Source organism: Mycobacterium sp., from assembly GCF_035274705.1.
In the GTDB taxonomy this organism is placed as follows: Bacteria; Actinomycetota; Actinomycetes; order Mycobacteriales; family Mycobacteriaceae; genus Mycobacterium.
This window is the reverse complement of the sequence record NZ_DATENY010000034.1, coordinates 1-19,166: the sequence shown is the minus strand read 5'-3', so window position 1 is coordinate 19,166 and position 19,166 is coordinate 1. Positions and strand designations below refer to the sequence as shown.

The following is a 19,166-nucleotide window of genomic DNA, read 5'->3' as shown; positions in this document are numbered from 1 at the left end:
AAATTGCTCAGGGGGGCTTTGCGTTGAAGTTACTGAGCGGTATAGTTTGGGCCAGTTACTGGTGGGTAACTTGAACAAAAAGTACCCAACCGCAGGTGGCATTCTCGACGAGGAGGAAACGTGAGCCACTACAAGAGCAACGTCCGTGACCAGGTATTCAACCTGTTTGAGGTGCTCGGCGTTGACAAGTCATTCGGTGAGGGTGAGTACGCCGAGCTCGACGTCGACACTGCCAAGGAGATGCTGGGCGAAATCGCCCGGCTCGCCGAGGGTCCGATCGCTGAGTCCTTCGTCGATGGCGACCGCAATCCCCCGACGTTCGACCCCAAGACGCATTCGGTGACGCTGCCCGAGTCGTTCAAGAAGTCGGTGCGCGCCGTCCAGGAGGCCGGCTGGGACCGCGCCGGCCTTGATGAGGCGCTAGGCGGAATGCCGATGCCCAAGGCCCTGATGTGGGCGCTGCACGAGCACATCCTCGGCGCCAACCCCGCCGTGTGGATGTACGCCGGCGGCGCTGGCTTCGCCAACATCATGTACCACCTGGGCACCGAGGAGCAGAAGAAGTGGGCCGTCATCGCCGCCGAGCGCGGCTGGGGCTCCACCATGGTGCTGACCGAGCCGGACGCCGGTTCCGATGTCGGCGCCGGCCGCACCAAGGCCGTCAAGCAGGAGGACGGTTCATGGCACATCGAGGGTGTGAAGCGATTCATCACGTCGGGTGACTCGGGCGATCTGTTCGAGAACATCTTCCACCTGGTGCTCGCCCGCCCCGAGGGCGCAGGCCCGGGCACCAAGGGTCTGTCGCTGTTCTTCGTGCCGAAGTTCCTCTTCGACTTCGAGACCGGCGAGCTCGGCGAGCGCAACGGTGTCTATGTGACCAACGTCGAGCACAAGATGGGCCTGAAGGTTTCGGCCACCTGTGAGCTGTCGCTTGGTCAGCATGACAAGCCCGCCAAGGGCTGGCTGGTCGGCGAGACGCACGACGGCATTGCGCAGATGTTCGACGTCATCGAGCAGGCGCGAATGATGGTCGGTACCAAGGCCATTGCGACCCTGTCGACCGGCTACCTCAACGCGCTGGACTACGCCAAGAATCGCGTGCAGGGCGCCGACATGACGCAGATGACCGACAAGACCGCGCCGCGCGTGTCCATCACGCATCACCCCGACGTGCGTCGGTCGCTGATGACCCAGAAGGCTTACGCCGAGGGTCTCCGTGCGCTGTACCTGTACACCAGCACCTACCAGGACGCCGCGGTGGCCAAGGCCGTCCACGACGTCGCCCCCGAGCTGGCGGTCAAGGTCAACGACCTGCTGCTGCCGATCGTCAAGGGTGTGGGCTCGGAGCAGGCCTACGCGAAGCTGACCGAGAGCCTGCAGACCTACGGTGGCTCCGGCTTCCTGCAGGACTACCCGATCGAGCAGTACATCCGTGACGCCAAGATCGACTCGCTGTACGAGGGCACCACGGCCATCCAGGCGCAGGACTTCTTCTTCCGCAAGATCGTCCGCGACAAGGGTGAGGCGCTGGCGCATGTGGCCGGCCAGATCGAGCAGTTCGTCAAGAACGAGTCCGGCAACGGCCGGCTCAAGTCCGAGCGCGCGCTGCTGGCGACCGCACTGGAGGACGTCCAGGGCATGGCCGCCACGCTGACCGGCTACCTGATGTCGGCGCAGGAGGATCCGCGCAACGTCTACAAGGTGGGCACGGGTTCGGTGCGCTTCCTGATGAGCGTCGGCGACCTGGTCATCGGCTGGCTGCTGCTGCAGCAGTCCGCCAAGGCCATCGAGGCGCTCGATGCCGGGGCCAGCGGTGAGGATCGCGCCTACTACGAGGGCAAGGTCGCGGTGGCGTCGTTCTTCACGAAGAACTTCCTGCCGCTGCTCACCAGCACCCGCCACGTCATCGACACCATCGACAACGAGATCATGGAGCTGAACGAGGCGGCGTTCTAAGCCTTCTGGAACATCCGAGCCGCCTCAAACACAAAAGGTCTCCGGGAAGCCGGGGGCCTTTTGCGTTGGTCTCCTGCACGAGCAGACGCAAACCTGCCCAAATCGCTCCAGAACTGGGCAGGTTTGCGTCTGCTCGCGGTGAAAACTGTCGGGCAAACTGGACTGATGACGAATGCCCCTCGCGCCGTTCTGATCGTCGCGCTGGTGGCAAGCACCGTTTTGACAGGTGTACTGGGAATCACGGACCCGACCAGACGACTCCTCTACCCCACTGGGTTCCTCATCTGGAATCTATTCCTCGCCTGGATTCCCGTCTTTTTTCGCCGCCGGCTTCGCAGGTGTGCATCGTCGAGTGTGGCTACTGCCATTGGGCTTGGGCTGGCTGGCGTTCCTGCCGAATTCGCCGTACCTGGTCACCGACCTCGTGCACCTCGGCGGACGCAATGAACTCTGGCGTCACGTCCTGCAGTACGGGTTCGCAGCCTGGACGGGCATCATGCTCGGCGTGGTGTCGATGCGACTGGTACACGAGCGCATCCAACGCGAGTGGGGTGCGGTTGCGGGCTGGGCGGCAGTCATCGTGTCGATCGGGTTGTGTGCGATCGGAGTGGTCATCGGACGGTTCCAGCGTTGGAGTTCTTGGGATTTGGTGACACAACCAAGAGCGGTGGTAGCAACCACGCTCGAGTGGGTACGTTCGCCGTTCGCATATCACCAATCGACTGGAGTGGCGCTGGCTGTGGCGGCGTTCTTCGGGCTGGCGTACCTGACGATCTGGTCGCTTCAGGAATTGAGCTACGTCACCACCGCCAGCACACGGCGGTGATGGGCCTGCGACGGCGGCAGGTCGAGCTTGGCGAAGATCGCCGAAACGTGTTTCTCCACTGCGCGCTCAGTGATCGAAAGGTGCTGCGCGAGAGCGCTGTTCGAAGGCCAGCGGAGTGAGAAGCGTTCGGGTCCAATCGAATTAGCTGGAAACAGCGGTGATAGTCACGTCATCCACGGTGGCGCACTGCGGTCGTCGGCCTCGATTGTGGTGCTCGGCGAATCTGCGGTGTGGCTAGCCACACCCCTCCGACACAAAAAGGGCGGGTTCGGGAGGACACTTGAGGGCGTCTTTTCAATCTCGCGCGGCCGGCTTCCACCTCTTGTACCGGCACTTCGGATCGGTCACTCCCGAACCCGTCGTGCGATCGATCGTACGCCCGATCAACGGGGCACACCAGAGGAATTTCCGGCGCTATTTGTCTCTCGTTCGCAGCAGCGCACGCGTCCGTTCACGCACCTCCGGCGAGGAATCGAACACGACAGCCGCGAACTCGTCGACACCAGCTGCGCTCAGTTCGTCGAGTCGGTCGGACACTGTTTTCTCGTCGCCGATGATGGCCGCGTCCTCGGGTCCGGCGTACCCCTCGCGGTCGAGCATGGCGCGGTACGACGGCAGCTGCCCGTAGATCGCGAACTCTTGCGCGGCCTGGCGACGCGCAGCGTCGACGTCGTCGGTGACGCTGATCGGCAGCGAGGCGCCGACCCTCACCGAACCGGCCGGGCGGCCCGCCTCGGCTGCCGCTTCACGCAGCGTCGGGCTGACGTGCTCGGCAAGCGTCTTAGGTCCGGTCATCCACGTCAGCGTTCCCCCTGTGCGACGACCCGCCAGCCGCAACATCTGCGGCCCCAGCGCGGCGAGGTAGACGTCGGGCGCGGGTGCGCTGGGTATCTGCAGCGACCCTCTCGTCGTGACGGTCTCGCCGACAGCATCGGCGGCCTGCCCGGCGAGCAGCGGCAGCAGGCCGTCGAGATACTCGCGCATGCGGCGCAGCGGCTTGTCGTAGGAGATGCCCCACATCTGTTCGGTGACCATGCGATGGCTCAATCCAAGGCCGAGGGTGAACCGTCCGCCGGCGATCGCGTTCAGCGTCAGGGCGCGCTGCGCCAGCTGCGTCGGATGCTGCACCTGGATCGGCACCACCCCGGTCCCGACCTCGATCGTGTCGACCTCGTGCAACGCAACGGCGAGGATCGTCATCAGGTCCGGGTCGTAGGGCAGCTGGGCCATCCAGACTCTGCGGAAGCCTTCGTCGCGCAGCTCGGCGAGCTGGCGCACGGTCGCATCGACCGGCGAACCGCCACCCGTATCTGAAAGTAATCCGACGAGGCTGAGGCTGATCTGCATACTCACCATCGAAGCACCCGGCGGCACAAATTAAGAGCCCCGTATTGCCGTCGGGTCGGGGGGTCAGACGGCAACACGGAGCTACCACGTGTATCGACTACCCCCTCGCGGCCGTTACACACTCCCCGAAAGTTTTTTCCGAAGTTTTTTCTACGCCTCGAGAATCGCGGCGACGCCCTGCCCACCGGCCGCGCAGATCGAAATCAGGCCCCGGACCGGCTGGCCGGTTTCCTGTTTCTTCTCGGCGAGCTGCTTGGCCAGCTGAGCGACGATCCGCCCGCCGGTGGCGGCGAACGGGTGACCCGCCGCGATCGACGAGCCGTTGACGTTCAGCTTCGACCGGTCGATGCGGCCCAGAGCCTTATCCAAGCCAAGCCGCTCCTTGCAGTACTCCTCGGACTCCCACGCCTGCAGGTGGCACAGCACCACCGACGCGAACGCCTCGTGGATCTCGTAGAAGTCGAAGTCCTGCAGGCTAAGGCCGTTCCGGGCCAGCAGCCGCGGCACCGCATAGGTCGGTGCCATCAGCAGGCCATCCTTGCCGTTGACGTAGTCGACGGCCGCGGTCTCGGCGTCGACGAAGTAGGCCAGCGGTTCGATCGAATGCGCGGCGGCCCACTCCGGCGTCGCCAGCAGCGCCACCGAAGCGCCGTCGGTCAGCGGCGTCGAATTGCCTGCCGTCATCGTCGCGTCACCGGCCTTGACGCCGAACACCGGCTTGAGGTTCGCGAGCTTCTCGGCCGACGAATCCGGACGCAGATTGTTGTCGCGGTACACGCCAAGGAACGGCGTGACGAGGTCGTCGAAGAAGCCACGGTCGTAGGCGGCGGCCATGTTGCGGTGACTGGCTGCCGCGAGCTCGTCCTGGTCGACGCGCTTGATGCCCATCTGCTTGGCGGTGATGGCCTGGTGCTCGCCCATCGACAGCCCTGTTCGCGGCTCGCTGTTGACCGGTATCTCCACACCCAGCGATGCGGGCAGCTTGCCGACGAGCTTGAGCCGGTCGACGTTCGACTTGGCGCGGCGCAGGCCAAGCAGCACGCGACGGAAGTCGTCGCCGAACGCGATCGGCGCATCCGACGTGGTGTCCACGCCGCCGGCCGCGGCCACGTCGTAGCGGGCCGCCGCGATCCCGTCGGCCGCGGCGATCGTCGCCTGCAGACCGGTCCCGCAGGCCTGCTGAAGGTCGAACGCCGGCGTGTACGACGACAGTGAACTGCCCAGCACGCATTCGCGCATCAGGTTGAAGTCGCGGCTGTGCTTGAGCACCGCGCCGCCGATCACCGCGCCGAGCTTCTCGCCGTCCAGGTTAAAGCGGTCGATCAGTCCACCCAGCGCAGCGGTGAACATGTCCTGGTTGGATGCGTTGGCGTACGCGCCGTCCGAGCGCGCGAACGGAATCCTGTTGCCGCCGAGGACCGCGACCCGTCGGCTAATTGTGCTGCTTGCCACGTTTGCCTGCCTGAAGTTGTTGGGTTCTCTATGGCCATACTACCCACCGTTCTTACTCTGGAGTAAGTTCGTCCCATGGCTACCGATCTGTATTCCCAAATCGTTCACTCGACACCGGGATCGTTCCTCGCCAAGCAGCTCGGCATCCCGCAGCCCGAGACGTTGCGCCGCTACAAGCCCGAAGAACCGCCGCTGGCCGGCACGCTGCTGATCGGCGGAGAGGGCCGCGTCGCCGAGCCTCTGCGCACCGCACTGGCCGAGGACTACGACGTCGTGTCCAATAACCTCGGGGGCCGCTGGGCGGATTCGTTCGGCGGACTGGTGTTCGATGCGACGGGCATCACCGAGCCCGCGGGACTGAAGGGTCTGTACAAGTTCTTCACCCCGCTGCTGCGCAACCTGGGGCCGTCGGGTCGGGTCGTCGTCGTCGGCACCACGCCGCAGGAGACCGGCAGCGCTCATGAACGAATCGCGCAGCGGGCGCTCGAGGGGTTCACCCGCTCGCTGGCCAAGGAGATGCGGCGCGGTGCGACCGTCAACCTGGTGCACCTCTCCCCCTACGCCAAGCCCGCCGCGACCGGCGTGGAGTCGACGATGCGGTTCGTCCTGTCGGGGAAGTCGGCCTATGTCGACGGGCAGCTGTTCCGGGTCGGCGCGGCCGATTCGGCGCCTCCGGCCGACTGGGACAGGCCGCTGGACGGCAAGGTCGCGATCGTGACGGGCGCCGCGCGGGGTATCGGCGCGACGATCGCCGAGGTGTTTTCGCGGGACGGGGCCAAGGTGGTCTGCATCGACATAGAAGAGGCGGCCGAGGCGCTGGGTCAGACCGCGTCGAAGGTCGGCGGTACGGCCCTGACGCTGGACGTGACCGCCGAGGACGCCGTCGACAAGATCACCGAGCATCTGCGTGACGTCCACGGCGGTCGGGCCGATGTGCTGATCAACAATGCGGGCATCACCCGCGACAAGCTGCTGGCCAACATGGACGAAGCCCGCTGGGATTCGGTGCTGGCGGTGAATTTGCTTGCGCCGCTTCGGCTTGCCGAGGGCTTGGTGCACAACAACACCCTCGGCGAAGGGGGTCGTATCGTCGGGCTGTCGTCGATGGCGGGCATCGCGGGCAACCGTGGGCAGACCAATTACGCCGCGACCAAGGCGGGGATGATCGGGCTGACGGAGTCTCTGGCCGCCGCCTACGCCGACAAGAACGTCACGGTCAACGCCGTCGCGCCCGGGTTCATCGAGACCAAGATGACTGAGGCGATTCCCCTGGCGACCCGTGAGGTCGGCCGTCGGCTCAACTCGCTGTATCAGGGCGGCAAGCCCGTCGACGTCGCCGAGACGATCGCCTACTTCGCCAGCCCGGCGTCGAATGCCGTGACGGGCAACACGATCCGGGTGTGTGGCCAGGCGTGGCTGGGAGCATGAGGTGACGCAACCGTCGGGTCTGATGAACCTGGTGCGCGCTGCGGCGGGGGCGCTGCCGTTCGTGCCGCGGGGCGACGCGTTGCCCGATCGCACGCTGACTGTCGACGAGCTGACGATCGACCCGGCGAACGTGGCCGACTATGCGAACGTCACCGGCTTGCGATTTGGCGACAAGGTGCCGCTGACGTACCCGTTCGCGTTGACGTTCCCGACGGTGATGTCGTTGGTGACGGGCTTCGACTTTCCGTTCGCCGCAATGGGTTCGGTGCACATCGAAAACCACATCAAGCAGTACCGGCCGATTCTGGTGAGCGATACCGTCTCCGCACGTGTGCACGCGGAGAACCTGCGTGAGCACCGCCGCGGGCTGCTGGTCGACGTGGTGACCGACATCAGCGTCGGGAACGACAAGGCGTGGCATCAGGTGACGACGTTCCTGCACCAGCAGCGGACCAGCTTGTCCGACGAGCCGAAGCCGCCGCCGCAGAAACAGCGCAAGCCGGGGCCGCCGAACGCGGTGCTGCGGATCACTCCGGGACAGATCCGCCACTACGCCTCGGTCGGCGGTGACCATAATCCGATCCACACCAACCCGATCGCGGCGAAGCTGTTCGGCTTCCCGACGGTGATTGCGCATGGGATGTTCACGGCCGCAGCCGTTTTGGCGAACATCGAGGGCCAGCTGCCGGATGCAGTTAGGTATTCGGTGCGCTTTGCCAAGCCAGTGGTGCTGCCGGCCCGCGCAGGGCTTTACGTCGATCGCGTGTCCGAGGGGTGGGAGCTCACGCTGCGGCACTTGACGAAGGGTGACCCGCATCTGAAGGGCACGGTGACCGCTCTTTAAGTTCGCCGAGACTGCGGGGAGATCGCGATTTCGTCGACTTTTACGATCTCCCCGCAGTTTCGGCGAAGGCGTCGGCGCCGGCGAGGTCGAAATCGCCGTGATCGCTGCCTAATCCCTGCTCGACCAACGCCGTGTCCTGCCCAGAAGGAATCTCCGACACCGGACGGACCAGCACATCGAGAATGTGGCGCCCATGCAAACAACAGATGTGATGACGTTCATCGGGCGCGAGCTTAGTTGGACGCCACCGCCTGAGCGTCTTTATCCGAAGGCGTTCCCTTCAAGCCGCGCCAGAACAGGTCGATCATCAGCTCCGCGGCCTCGTGGACGTCGGCCTCGCCAGTGCTGACGCGGGTGGCCACCGCCTCACCCGCGCCCACCAATGCCACGGCCATCATGTCGAAGTCGGTGTCGGGCTCGGGGTGACGGGTGCCAGAGCGCAGCAGCCTGCCGACGAGCTCGATGATCCGCTCTCGTCCTTCGCGCACGGTGTGGGCGAACGCCTGTGAGCTGGTGGCCTGCGTATACAGCACCATCCACGATGCCCGGTTGGTGTCGATGTAGTTCAGGAATGCCAGAACGGCGTTGCGCAGCAGATCTTTCGGGCTCTGCGTGAAGTCGATCGTCTGGCGGACCTCATCGACGAACCGTTGCAGCTCACGATCCAGGCACGCGCCGAACAGCTCCTCCTTGGAGCCGTAGTACAGATACAACATCGGCTTGGAGATCTGGGCCTCGGCGGCGATCGCGTCCATCGACGTCTCGTGATAGCCGTTGACCGAGAACATCTGCACCGCGGCGTCGAGCATCTGCTGCTCGCGCACGGCGCGCGGCAAACGCTTCGTACCTCCGGCCATTGCTCAAGGGTAAGCAATGGGTGGCCGATCAGCGGCCGCAGCGTGGATTCGGCCCCTTCACACCGGCGATCCTCAGCACAGACGCGTCGACGCCCGACATCGTCAACTCGCCGGCCGCGAGCGCTTTCTCCAGCCGGTCCAGGACCGCAGGCACCTCATCCGTCGTAACCCATAACGCGACGTCGGCGCCGGCCTGCAAACCACGCAGCGCGGCCTCCGCCACGCCGAAACGATCGCTGATCGCCTGCATGGACGACAGGTCGTCGGTGAAGACCGGCCCGTTGAACCCAGGGCCGCCGTAGTCGCCCGAGCGCAGCAGCGCGTATGCGGCCGGGCTGAGGCTCGCCGGGTCGCTGCCGGTCAGCCCGGGCACCTGCATGTGTCCGACCATCACGGCGACCGGCGCTTGGGTGGTCAGCGTGCGGTACGGGATCAGATCGTTGGTCTGCAGATCCGCGACGGGCGGGGTGACGACGCTGCCGGTGTGCGAGTCGCCCGAGCCGTGGCCGTGTCCGGGGAAGTGCTTGAGCACAGGCAGCAGGCCCGCGTCGCGCAGTCCGCGGGCGTACGCGCCGGCGTAGTCGGTGACCGCCGTTGGGTCGGCGCCGAACGAGCGGTCACCGATCACCGTGTCGTCGGGCGCATTGGTGACGTCGACGACCGGCGCGAAGTCAATGGTGATGCCCAGCTTGCGCATCGCCTGACCGCGCTGCAGGGCGATGTTGTACACCTCTTCAGGCGTGTGGCTGGCGGCGAGCACGCGCGGCGACGGCTGGCTGCCGATCAGCCCGGCCAGCCGCGATACGCGGCCGCCTTCTTCGTCGACGCTGACAGCGAGCGGCAGCGGGCCCACGGACGCGATGTCGGCCAGTGTGCCGTCCGACAGCATCGACATGTCAGTCCAGCTGCCAATGAAGATGCCACCGACGTGATGGGTGTCGACGACCGCGCGCGCGTCCGCGGCGTCCTTGACGCCGACCATGACCAGCTGGGCCAGTTTGTCGCGCGTCGACATGCCCGCCAGCAGGGCCTCACCGTCACCACAGGCAGGAGCGACAGGTAAGCCTGCCGGAGCGGGACCCGGCGCGACGGTCGCGGCCATGGTCGGAGACGGCATCGACGACGAAGGGCCGGGGGTCTGCGCCGGCGACGAACAGGCCGCAAGAAGAGAGGACAGCGCCGCCAAAACACAGAGTCGACGAGGCAAGGCCATTCGGCCATGCTGTCATGCGCGAGTGACGGCCGTCTCGCGGGCTGGGTGGCAGACCATACCGATCAGCTTCAGTTGGAGCCGAGATAACTATCGATGCCGTGGTCGTCAAGCCAGGTCCGGGCGTCGTCATAACCGACCCACACGCAGCACGTTCCCGAGCGCCAGAGGACACGTTCGGGCGGCGGCACGCAAAACATTGTCTGCTACGTTGGCCGCATGGACCGGTTTCTCGTGCCCGCCGCGGCCAGCATCGTCGTCGGCCTGCTGCTGGGTGCGGCGGCCATATTCGGAGTGACGCTGATGGTGCAGCAGGACAGCAAGCCGCCGCTGCAACCGGGCGATCCGGCGTCGTCAGTGCTCAACAGGGTTGAGTACGGCGACCGAACCTAATCTGTGGACAGCTTCGCTGTCCTCGGACGCTAGTGTGCGCCAGCCGCTGTCGCGGCGCTGGTTGTGGGTGGCCGCCGCGGCGGCGCTGCTCCTGACTTTTGCCCAGTCGCCCGGACAGATTTCGCCCGACACCAAGCTGGACCTGACCGCCAACCCGCTGCGGTTCCTGGCCCGTGCGTTCAACCTGTGGAACAGCGAGCTGCCCTTCGGCCAGGCGCAGAACCAGGCCTACGGCTATCTGTTCCCGCATGGGGCGTTCTTTGTGCTCGGCGATGCGGTGGGGCTGCCCGGCTGGGTGACCCAGCGACTGTGGTGGGCACTGCTGCTGATTGTCGGTTTCTGGGGCCTGCTGCGGGTGGCCGAGGCGCTCGGCATCGGTAGTCCGACGTCGCGCGTCGTTGCCGCGGCCGCGTTCGCGCTGTCGCCGCGTGTGCTCACCACGCTGGGCGCGATCTCGTCGGAGACTCTGCCGATGATGCTCGCGCCTTGGGTGCTGCTCCCGGTGATCCTCGCGCTTCGGGGCGACAGGTCGGTTCGGCTGATGGCGGCGCGGTCTGCTTTGGCGATCGCGTTGATGGGCGCGGTCAATGCCGTTGCCACGCTGACCGGCTGTCTGGCCGCGGTGATCTGGTGGGCTTGTCACCGACCGAACCGGCTGTGGTGGCGCTTCACCGCGTGGTGGCTTCCATGTGTGGCGCTGGCCGTGTTGTGGTGGGTGGTCGCGCTCTTGCTGCTGGGGCGGATCAGCCCGCCGTTCCTTGACTTCATCGAGTCCTCAGGCGTGACCACGCAGTGGATGTCGCTGACCGAGATGCTGCGTGGCACCGACCGCTGGACACCGTTCGTCGCGCCGAACGCCACCGCCGGTGCCTCACTGGTGACCGGATCGGTCGCGGTATTGGCGACGACGCTGGTCGCGGCGGCCGGGCTCGCCGGGCTGGCAATGCGGTCGGTGCCTGCGCGCGGCCGGCTCATCATCATCCTGCTGATCGGTGTCGTCCTGCTGGCCGCGGGCTATTCGGGTGGGCTGGGATCGCCTGTGGCCCACTATGTTCAGGCGTTCCTCGATGCAGGCGGCACACCGCTGCGCAACATGCACAAACTCGAGCCGCTGTTGCGGCTGCCGCTGGCGCTCGGGTTGGCGCATCTGCTGGGCCGCATTCCGTTGCCGGGCAGCGCACCACGGGGCGAGTGGATGACCGCGTTCGCTCACCCAGAACGCGACAAGCGCATCGCCGTGGGCGTCGTGGTGCTCGTCGCGCTGGCCGCCTCCACTTCGCTCGCATGGACCGGCCGGCTAACTCCGCCAGGGGCTTTCGACGCGATCCCGCAGTACTGGCATCAAACAGCCGACTGGCTCGACGAGCACAACGACGGCGGCCGAGTGCTGGTGGCTCCCGGTGCGCCGTTCGCCACCCAGATGTGGGGCACCAGCCACGACGAACCGCTCCAGGTCCTTGGCAACAGCGCATGGGGGGTGCGGGACTCGATCCCGCTGACGCCGCCGGAGACCATCCGCGCGCTGGACTCGGTACAGCGACTGTTCGCCTCCGGTCGGCCGTCGGCAGGCTTGGCCGATACCCTTGCAAAGCAAGGTATTTCGTATGTCGTGGTGCGAAACGACCTAGACCCGCAGACGTCGCGCTCGGCGCGACCGCTGCTGGTGCACCGGGCGATAGAAGGTTCGGGCGGGCTCGTCAAAATGGCACAGTTCGGCGAACCTGTCGGCCCCGGCACGCTGACCGGATTCATCACCGACAGCGGGCTGCGGCCGCGCTACCCCGCCGTCGAGATCTACCGCGTGGACGGCGCAGCGGGGATGCACCCATATCTCGTCGACACCGACGCGATGGCCCGCGTGGACGGCGGGCCCGAATCACTGCTGCGGCTCGACGAGCGGCGACGACTTCTGGGTCAGCCGCCGTTGGGACCGATGCTGCTGACCGGTGACGCACAACGCGCAGGTCTGCCGGTCCCGCGTGTCACCGTGACCGACACCCCCCTGGCGCGCGAAACCGACTACGGCCGCGTGGACGATCACTCGTCGGCCATCCGTTCCCCTGACGATTCCCGGCACACCTTCAACCGCGTACTCGACTATCCCGCCCGCGGCACCGACTCGGTCTACGGGCAATGGAACGGCGGACGGATCTCCGTGTCGAGTTCGGCGGCGGACTCGACCGCGCTACCCAACGTCGCACCGGCGCTCGGCCCGGCGGCGGCCATCGACTCCGACTCGTCGACCAGCTGGGTGTCGAATGCGTTGCAGGCGGCCATCGGTCAATGGCTGCAGGTTGATTTCGACCATCCGGTGACCAACGCGACCCTGACGATCACACCCAGCGCCACCGCTGTCGGCGCGCAGGTCCGCCGGATGGAGGTGTCCACCATCAACGGCACCAGCACGGTGCGGTTCGACAACCCCGGCAAGCCGTTGACGGTCGCACTGCCCTACGGCGAGACACCCTGGGTGCGCATCACCGCCGCAGGCACCGAGGACGGATCGGCAGGCGTGCAGTTCGGCATCACCGACTTTTCTGTCACGCAGTACGACGCGAACGGCTTCGCCCATCCGATCAACCTGCGGCACACGGTGAACGTACCCGGACCGCCCACGAATTCGGCTGTCGCACAATGGGACCTGGGGCCGGAGTTACTTGGTCGCCCGGGCTGCGCGGACGGCCCGAACGGGGTGCGGTGCGCGGCGGCGATGGCGCTGTCCCCGGAGGAGCCGGTGAACCTGAGTCGCACACTGACCGTGCCGTCACAGATCGCCGTGACACCGACGGTGTGGGTGCGCGCACGGCAAGGGCCCAACCTGGCCGACTTGATCAGCGCGCCGGGCGCTGCGCGGGCCACTGGCGACGCCGATCCGATCGACGTGCTCGGCTCGGCCTATGCCGCGGCGGACGGCGATCCGGGCACCGCGTGGACGGCGCCGCAGAGCGTCGTTCAGTACAGGACGTCGCCGACCCTCACGTTGAAACTGCCCACCCGCAGCGAGGTCGCCGGCGTGCGGATAACGCCGAGTTCCTCGGAGCTGCCTGCCCATCCGACGCTGGTGGCCGTCGACCTCGGCGACGGTCCGCAGGTGCGCCGAGTGGCCGCCGACGCCGGGGCTCAGACACTCGACCTCAAGCCGTACATCACCGACACCATCAGGGTGTCGCTGCTGGGCTGGAACGACGTCATCGACCGCACGGCACTGGGATTCGATCAGCTCAAGCCGCCCGGCCTGGCCGAAGTCACCGCGGTCGACTCGCGGGGTGCTCCGATCGCCGCTGCCGACGCGGCCCGCAACCGGGACCGGCGCATCGACCTGCCCTGCGGCCGCGGCCCGATCATCGGTGTCGCCGGGCAGTTCGTGCAGACGTCGATAGCGACGACGGTCGGCGCACTGCTCGACGGCCAACCCGTGGCCGCGAAGCCCTGCCGGGCCGAGCCGATCACGCTGCCCGCCGGCCAGCAGGAGCTACTGGTCAGCCCCGGCGCAGCATTCTTCGTCGACGGCGTACAACTGGCTGGTCCGCTGGCTAGCCAATTGCACACGGCCACAACCGTTCCCACGCAGAAGGGAGCGTGGAGCGCGGACCGCCGCGAGCTGACTGTTCCGCCGTCTGACGCCGCGCGTGTGCTGGTCGTCCCCGAGAGCATCAATCCGGGCTGGACCGCCCGCGCCGGTGACGGCTCTCAGTTGAACCCGGTGACGGTGAACGGCTGGCAGCAGGGCTGGGTGATACCGCCGGGGACCTCAGGACCGATCACGCTCACGTTCTCGTCCAACACGCTCTATCGCGCTGGACTCATCGGCGGGCTGGCACTGCTGCCCCTTCTGGCGCTGCTGGCGTTCCTGCCTGTTCGCAGACAACGTCCGCCCGATGAGCCGGCACGGCCATGGCGGCCAGGACCGGCCGCTGCCGGCGTCGCGGTGCTGGCGGCCGGAGCGGTCATCTCCGGGATGGCGGGCATCGTCGCCGTCGGAGCTGCACTTGGCCTGCGATACATGCTGCGGCGACGCGAAAAGCTTTGCGACGCAGTCACCGTCGGGCTGTCCGCAGGCGGGCTGATCCTGGCGGGTGCGGTGCTGAGCCAGAATCCGTGGCGCTCGGTCGACGGCTATGTCGGGCACGCCTGGGGCGTGCAGCTGCTGGCGCTCGCGTCGGTGGCGATGGTTGCGGCATCCACGGTGGCGATGAGCGCGCGGTCAGTTGTCGACTCTCCGGACGAACGTTCCTTACCGCTCGAGATTTCGCTCAGATCTCATACGTAAGGGAACGTTCGCCAGGAGACGTCCTAGCATCGACTAGATGACCGCACCGATCCCGCCCATCGGCACACAGTTCGCCCGCCTGGCCGAATTGGCGCCCGACGAGCCCGCGGTCACCTGCGAGGGCCGCAGCATCACACGCGGTGAACTCGATGCGGCGACCAACCGGCTCGCGCGTGCGTACGCCGAACTCGGTGTCCGACAAGGTGACTACGTGACGGTGGTGCTGCCCAACTCGATCGAATGGGTACAAGCTGTACTCGCTGCCTGGAAGCTCGGCGCGACGCCGCAACCGCTGTCGGCCCGTATGCCCGATGCCGAACTCACCGCGCTGCTGAAGCTCCGGCAACCGGCCCTGCTCGTCGGGCGTGAGGATCCGAACACTGTGTCGCCCAGTGTGCCAGGCGATTTCACACCTGACCCTGCGACGTCTGACGCGCCACTGCCCGAGGCGGTCTCGCCGGTATGGAAGTCGATGGCGTCGGGCGGCAGCACCGGGCGGCCCAAGCTCATCGAGGCCGGCGGCGACAGCCGATTACCCGCGGCGGCCGGCTACCCGCTGGGTGCAATGGAGGGCGACGTCAACCTGCTCTCTGTGCCGCTGAGCCACAACACGGGCTTTACCACCTTCGCCGTCGGCCTGGTGCAGGGACACCATCTGGTTCTGATGCCTCGATTCGAACCGCACGAGTTTCTTCGGTTGGTCACCGAGTACCGCATCACATTCCTCACCACGGTGCCGACCATCATGCAGCGCCTACTTCCGGTCTACCGCGCCAACCCGGACGCATACGACTTGTCGTCGATCAGGAGGTTCTGGCATCTCGCCTCGCCGTGCCCGCCGGTCATCAAGCAGGCGTGGATCGACCTGCTGGGTCCCGAGGTGATCTGGGAGCTGTACGGCGGCACCGAATTACAGGCACTGACGTTCATCTCCGGCTCGCAATGGCTCGAGCATCCCGGCTCGGTCGGCGTCGTCGTCGCCGGCGAGATGAAGGTGCTCGACGACGACGGCAACAAATGCCCGCCGGGCGTGGCAGGCGAAATCTATATGCGCCGGTCACCGGGCAGCGCGCCGACTTACCGCTACGTCGGCACCACCGCCAAGAGCCGCGACGGCTGGGACTCGCTGGGCGACCTCGGCTACTTCGATGAGGATGGCTTCCTGTATCTCAACGATCGGCGCGTCGACATGTTCACCGTCGGCGGCCGCAACGTCTACCCCGCCGAAATCGAATCGGCTCTATCCGCACATCCGAATGTCTTGTCGTGCTTGGCAGTTGGTGTCCCAGACGAGGACCTTGGCCAGGTGCCTCACGCGATCGTTCAGGCGGACGGCCTTGACGAAGACGCCGTAATCGCGTTTCTGGCCGAGCGCATTGCGTCCTACAAGGTGCCGCGCACCGTCGAGTTCAGCGACAAGCCGTTGCGCGACGATGCCGGCAAGGCGCGCCGGTCCGCCGTGCGCGACGAGGTCATCGCGCGACGGGCTCGGGCACGTTCCTGACCGCGCTGTCCAACGGCGGCACCGGACGCTCGTTGCGAAACTCCCATCGCCGCAAAGCAACTCGACACGGCGACTCGACCAGCGCATAGCTGACCGCCGCGATCGCGAACCCGAATACCACCGTAAGCACCAGCACCGCCGGCATGTGCCCGTTGAAGGCGAACTCGCCGATGACCGGGAACACCATCGCCAGCGCGGCCAGGTGCCAGACGAACAGGCCATAAGACCATCGGCCAAGCGTCACCATCGCGGTGTTGCCCAACCAGCGATGCGGGGAGTCCGGGGCGTCCAGAACAAGCGGAGCCAATAAGGCCGCCGCGACGACCGCGCCCATTGCCGTCTTCACCATGAACTGGCTGATGGTCCCCGGCGTCAGCCCTTCCGGGCCGGCCAGTGGCGAGGCCGCCACCAGGAACGCTGCGACCGCGATCACGGCCATCACCACGCGCCGACGGGCCAGCCGGTGCGGCCAGCCGATCGGGTTCACGGTCAACTCGGCGAGCAGCATGCCCGCCGCGAACCAGGAGAAGAAGGCGGGCGGCCAGTTCAACGGGTTGACGCCGAAGGGCGCGTCGAACGGGATCAACGCCCACCCGAAGCTGATCACAGCGGTGGCTGCGATCGCCGGGATCCGGGCACGCACCGGCAGCCGTCGCGCCAGCAGCGCCAGCACCGGAAGAGCGAGGTAGAAGCTGACCTCGACCGACAGACTCCACATCTGCGTAAGGCCCGCGGTCAGCGTCAGCGGCACATAGATCTGGGTCAGCGACAGATTCGCCAGCCATACCGTCAGGTCGGCCTTGGCGTCGGGCAACAACGTCAGAATCACCACGACCGCAACCAGGTAGCCGGGCATGATCCGCACGATGCGGGATCGCAGGTAGTGCCCGGTCGGCGGAACGGTCCGCAGTCCGCGTGCGGCGGCGGCATGGCCTCGCCACAACAAGAACCCCGACAGCGCGAAGAACACCGCGACGGCGAGGTCGAAGCGACCGAACAGCCGGCCGGTGATGCCACCGGTGTGGCCGGTCTGAAATGCGACGTGGGTGACGACGACGCCGACGGCTGCGCAAGCGCGCATCCCCTCGACGGCGGGCAAAAACGAACGCGTCCCGCCGACGCTTGGGCTTTCCGTCACGACGACCAGTGTGCCGGGCGGATCGAATACAGGAGAAAACGGGTAGTCAAGCGGCCGTCGGCCGAAGCGCCTGGATAAAGCGTCGGCCTTAAATTGTGCTGTTAGGGTCGAACGGGTTTGCGGCTGGCCCAGGGCTGAAGGAGGCACAGTTTGAATCGCGCAGTGGCGCTGCGTATAGCGGCATGCGGGATCATGGGGCTCGGTGCTGCCCTGCTGATCGCCGCGTTGTTGCTGTCCACCTACACCAAGGGCAAGATCGCCAAGATTCCGCTCAACGTCGAGGCCTCGCTTGTCAGCGACGGAACCGGGAGCGCATTCGATCCCATATCACTGAACAGCGACAAGTTCGTCGTCAACAAGAACGTCCCGCTGGCGCTGCAGCAGCAGGTGAGCGTGGAATCTCCGGCCAATGCCGACGTGGTCACGCTTCAGGTTGGCAGCACGCTGCGGCGGTCGGACAAGCAGCAGGACAACGGGTTGCTGCTGGCGATGGTCGACACGGTCACGCTCAACCGCAAGACCGCCATGGCGGTCTCGAGCGAGAGCAACCCCGGCGGTGCGGTGCAGAAGCCGCGCGCGATCGAGGAAGAGAATCCGCCGACCAACATCGCGCTGCCACACGACGGGCTGGCTTACCGGTTCCCGGTCGACACCGAGAAGAAGACGTATCCGTACTTCGACCCGATCGCGCAGAAGCCCTACGACGCCAACTACGACGGTGAAGAAGACGTCAACGGCCTGACCACCTATCGGTTCACCCAGAACGTCGGCTACGACGCCGACAACAAGCTGGTCGAGCCGATCAAGTACTCGTCGCTGTACGACGACGACGCCGACGCCCAAGTCACCGCGCGGGCGACACTGTGGGGCCTTCCGGGCAACCCGGAAGAACCGATCACCATGACGCGCTACTACGCCGCGCAGCGCACCTTCTGGGTGGACCCCGTCTCGGGGACGATCGTCAAGGCCAAGGAGCACGGCTACCACTACTACGCCCGCGAGCCCCTCAAGCCGGAGGTGACGTTCGTCGACTACACGGTCACCTCCACCGAACAGACCGTGGAGTCCCAGGTCGCCAGCGCCCGCGACGAGCGCGACCGCATCGGGCTGTGGGGCCGCATCCTGCCGATCACGTTCACGGGGCTGGGTTTGGTGGCGCTGATCGGCGGCGCGCTGCTCGGGTCGTTCAGCCTGCGGGCCGAGTCCGCGCTGATCGATCCGGGTCTGGACGAGGCCGACCATCGCTTCTTCGCGCGCGACGACGCCGGTGAGCCCGTGCCGGGCGCGGAGGCCAAGACCGAAAAACTGCCTGCGTCCCGGCCGTCGGATCTGCCCCCGGACAGACCGGTCTGATCGCGCGGATACAGGCGCGGTCCGCCCTAGCGCCGGCCTACGCGCTGCTGCTTGCTCTACTGGTGACGGCGCCGCTGCTGTCTCCGGGTTATCTTCTGTTCCGCGATGCGGTGTCGACGCCGCGCTCGTATCTGTCCGAGTCGGCGCTGGGGTTGTCGGAGGCCGCGCCGCGGGCATTGCCACAGGACTTCTTCGTTGCCCTGGTCTCCGGGGTGGCCGACGGTGGTGTGGTGGTCAAGGCGCTACTGGTGGCCGGGCTGTGGCTGGCGGGATGGGGCGCGGCTCGGCTCGCGGGGTTTGTGGTGCCCGAGGCAGGCTTGGCCGGTCAGTTCGTCGCGGTGACGATCACCATCTGGAATCCGTATGTCGCCGAACGACTTTTGCAGGGCCACTGGAGTCTGATGGTGGGCTATGGCTGCCTACCGTGGGTGGCGGCGACGGTGCTGCGACTGCGGACGTCGACCGCGGCGCCGTGGGCTGGGATGTGTGCGCTGGTGTTCTGGACCGCGATGGCCGGGCTGACCCCGACGGGTTTGATGCTGGCGGCCACGGTCGCGTTGACGTGTGTTTTCGCGCCCGGCTCCGCGC

At 66.6% G+C, this 19,166-nt stretch carries 13 protein-coding genes and 3 pseudogenes; 9 read left to right on the top strand and 7 right to left on the bottom strand.

Translation table 11 applies throughout. The features are described from left to right. The first annotated feature begins 120 nt into the window (after positions 1-120). Together VJV41_RS09040 and VJV41_RS09035 are read left to right on the top strand one after the other, a co-directional pair. The gene (locus VJV41_RS09040; protein WP_325332960.1) at positions 121-1,956 is read left to right on the top strand and encodes an acyl-CoA dehydrogenase; all 1,836 of its coding nucleotides are present in this window, start codon (positions 121-123) and stop codon (positions 1,954-1,956) included. Positions 1,957-2,121: 165 nt separating this feature from the next. Beyond that, positions 2,122-2,782 (top strand): annotated as a pseudogene (locus VJV41_RS09035) (DUF1361 domain-containing protein). Here VJV41_RS09035 and VJV41_RS09030 read toward each other — a convergent pair. The 3 genes and pseudogenes from VJV41_RS09030 to VJV41_RS09020 form a co-directional block, all read right to left on the bottom strand. Next, a pseudogene (locus tag VJV41_RS09030) lies at positions 2,752-2,886 on the bottom strand (DNA-binding response regulator); the annotation flags it as partial. The pseudogenes VJV41_RS09035 and VJV41_RS09030 sit on opposite strands and share 31 nt — an antisense overlap. Before the next feature lie 310 nt (positions 2,887-3,196). After that, entirely contained in the window at positions 3,197-4,129 is a 933-nt protein-coding gene (locus VJV41_RS09025) for a TIGR03564 family F420-dependent LLM class oxidoreductase (RefSeq protein ID WP_325332959.1), read from the bottom strand. Positions 4,130-4,279: 150 nt separating this feature from the next. Further along, positions 4,280-5,581 carry an acetyl-CoA C-acetyltransferase gene (locus tag VJV41_RS09020; protein ID WP_325332958.1) on the bottom strand — a complete coding sequence of 434 codons (1,302 nt, stop codon included), beginning with the start codon at positions 5,579-5,581 and terminating at the stop codon, positions 4,280-4,282. A gap of 75 nt (positions 5,582-5,656) precedes the next feature. Here VJV41_RS09020 and VJV41_RS09015 point away from each other — a divergent pair, with 75 nt between their 5' ends. Then, positions 5,657-7,009, top strand: coding sequence for a 3-oxoacyl-ACP reductase (locus VJV41_RS09015; RefSeq protein ID WP_325332957.1), 1,353 nt, complete (start codon positions 5,657-5,659; stop codon positions 7,007-7,009). Position 7,010: 1 nt separating this feature from the next. Further along, positions 7,011-7,853, top strand: a complete 843-nt coding sequence (locus tag VJV41_RS09010; protein ID WP_325332956.1) for a MaoC/PaaZ C-terminal domain-containing protein — start codon at positions 7,011-7,013, stop codon at positions 7,851-7,853. Positions 7,854-7,893: 40 nt separating this feature from the next. On the opposite strand, the gene VJV41_RS09005 is transcribed toward VJV41_RS09010, so the two are convergent. Genes VJV41_RS09005 through VJV41_RS08995 form a run of 3 tightly spaced genes read right to left on the bottom strand, consistent with a single transcriptional unit; the run spans position 7,894 to position 9,923 of the window. After that, positions 7,894-8,028 (bottom strand): hypothetical protein, encoded by a 135-nt coding sequence (locus VJV41_RS09005; RefSeq protein ID WP_325332955.1) that lies wholly within the window; start codon positions 8,026-8,028, stop codon positions 7,894-7,896. A 58-nt stretch (positions 8,029-8,086) separates the two neighbouring features. Continuing rightward, on the bottom strand, positions 8,087-8,710 hold the full coding sequence (locus tag VJV41_RS09000; RefSeq protein WP_325332954.1) for a TetR/AcrR family transcriptional regulator: 624 nt from the start codon (positions 8,708-8,710) through the stop codon (positions 8,087-8,089). Positions 8,711-8,738: 28 nt separating this feature from the next. After that, positions 8,739-9,923, bottom strand: coding sequence for a glycoside hydrolase family 3 N-terminal domain-containing protein (locus tag VJV41_RS08995; RefSeq protein ID WP_325332953.1), 1,185 nt, complete (start codon positions 9,921-9,923; stop codon positions 8,739-8,741). Between the two features lie 216 nt (positions 9,924-10,139). On the opposite strand from VJV41_RS08995, the gene VJV41_RS08990 reads away from it, so the two are divergent. Genes VJV41_RS08990 through VJV41_RS08980 form a run of 3 tightly spaced genes read left to right on the top strand, consistent with a single transcriptional unit; the run spans position 10,140 to position 16,087 of the window. Beyond that, positions 10,140-10,313 carry a DUF2613 domain-containing protein gene (locus VJV41_RS08990; protein ID WP_325332952.1) on the top strand — a complete coding sequence of 58 codons (174 nt, stop codon included), beginning with the start codon at positions 10,140-10,142 and terminating at the stop codon, positions 10,311-10,313. A gap of 34 nt (positions 10,314-10,347) precedes the next feature. Next, positions 10,348-14,583: an alpha-(1->3)-arabinofuranosyltransferase gene (locus tag VJV41_RS08985; protein WP_325332951.1), complete on the top strand. Its 4,236-nt coding sequence runs from the start codon at positions 10,348-10,350 to the stop codon at positions 14,581-14,583. A 37-nt stretch (positions 14,584-14,620) separates the two neighbouring features. Then, entirely contained in the window at positions 14,621-16,087 is a 1,467-nt protein-coding gene (locus VJV41_RS08980) for an AMP-binding protein (RefSeq protein WP_325332950.1), read from the top strand. Here the strand turns inward: VJV41_RS08980 and VJV41_RS08975 are convergent. Continuing rightward, positions 16,056-17,168, bottom strand: coding sequence for an acyltransferase (locus VJV41_RS08975; RefSeq protein ID WP_325333003.1), 1,113 nt, complete (start codon positions 17,166-17,168; stop codon positions 16,056-16,058). The two genes, VJV41_RS08980 and VJV41_RS08975, sit on opposite strands and share 32 nt — an antisense overlap. A 207-nt stretch (positions 17,169-17,375) precedes the next feature. On the opposite strand from VJV41_RS08975, the gene VJV41_RS08970 reads away from it, so the two are divergent. Together VJV41_RS08970 and VJV41_RS08965 are read left to right on the top strand one after the other, a co-directional pair. After that, positions 17,376-18,578 carry a DUF3068 domain-containing protein gene (locus tag VJV41_RS08970; protein ID WP_325332949.1) on the top strand — a complete coding sequence of 401 codons (1,203 nt, stop codon included), beginning with the start codon at positions 17,376-17,378 and terminating at the stop codon, positions 18,576-18,578. Next, a pseudogene (locus VJV41_RS08965) lies at positions 18,575-19,166 on the top strand (hypothetical protein); the annotation flags it as partial. The gene VJV41_RS08970 and the pseudogene VJV41_RS08965, both read left to right, overlap by 4 nt.

Bases quoted from the DNA above. Each gene is read 5' to 3' on its own strand.
- VJV41_RS09025 (WP_325332959.1), bottom strand. From the start codon at position 4,129: ATGCAGATCAGCCTCAGCCTCGTCGGATTACTTTCAGATACGGGTGGC.
- VJV41_RS09015 (WP_325332957.1), top strand. From the start codon at position 5,657: ATGGCTACCGATCTGTATTCCCAAATCGTTCACTCGACACCGGGATCG.
- VJV41_RS09000 (WP_325332954.1), bottom strand. From the start codon at position 8,710: ATGGCCGGAGGTACGAAGCGTTTGCCGCGCGCCGTGCGCGAGCAGCAG.
- VJV41_RS08995 (WP_325332953.1), bottom strand. From the start codon at position 9,923: ATGGCCTTGCCTCGTCGACTCTGTGTTTTGGCGGCGCTGTCCTCTCTT.
- VJV41_RS08990 (WP_325332952.1), top strand. From the start codon at position 10,140: ATGGACCGGTTTCTCGTGCCCGCCGCGGCCAGCATCGTCGTCGGCCTG.
- VJV41_RS08980 (WP_325332950.1), top strand. From the start codon at position 14,621: ATGACCGCACCGATCCCGCCCATCGGCACACAGTTCGCCCGCCTGGCC.
- VJV41_RS08975 (WP_325333003.1), bottom strand. From the start codon at position 17,168: ATGCGCGCTTGCGCAGCCGTCGGCGTCGTCGTCACCCACGTCGCATTT.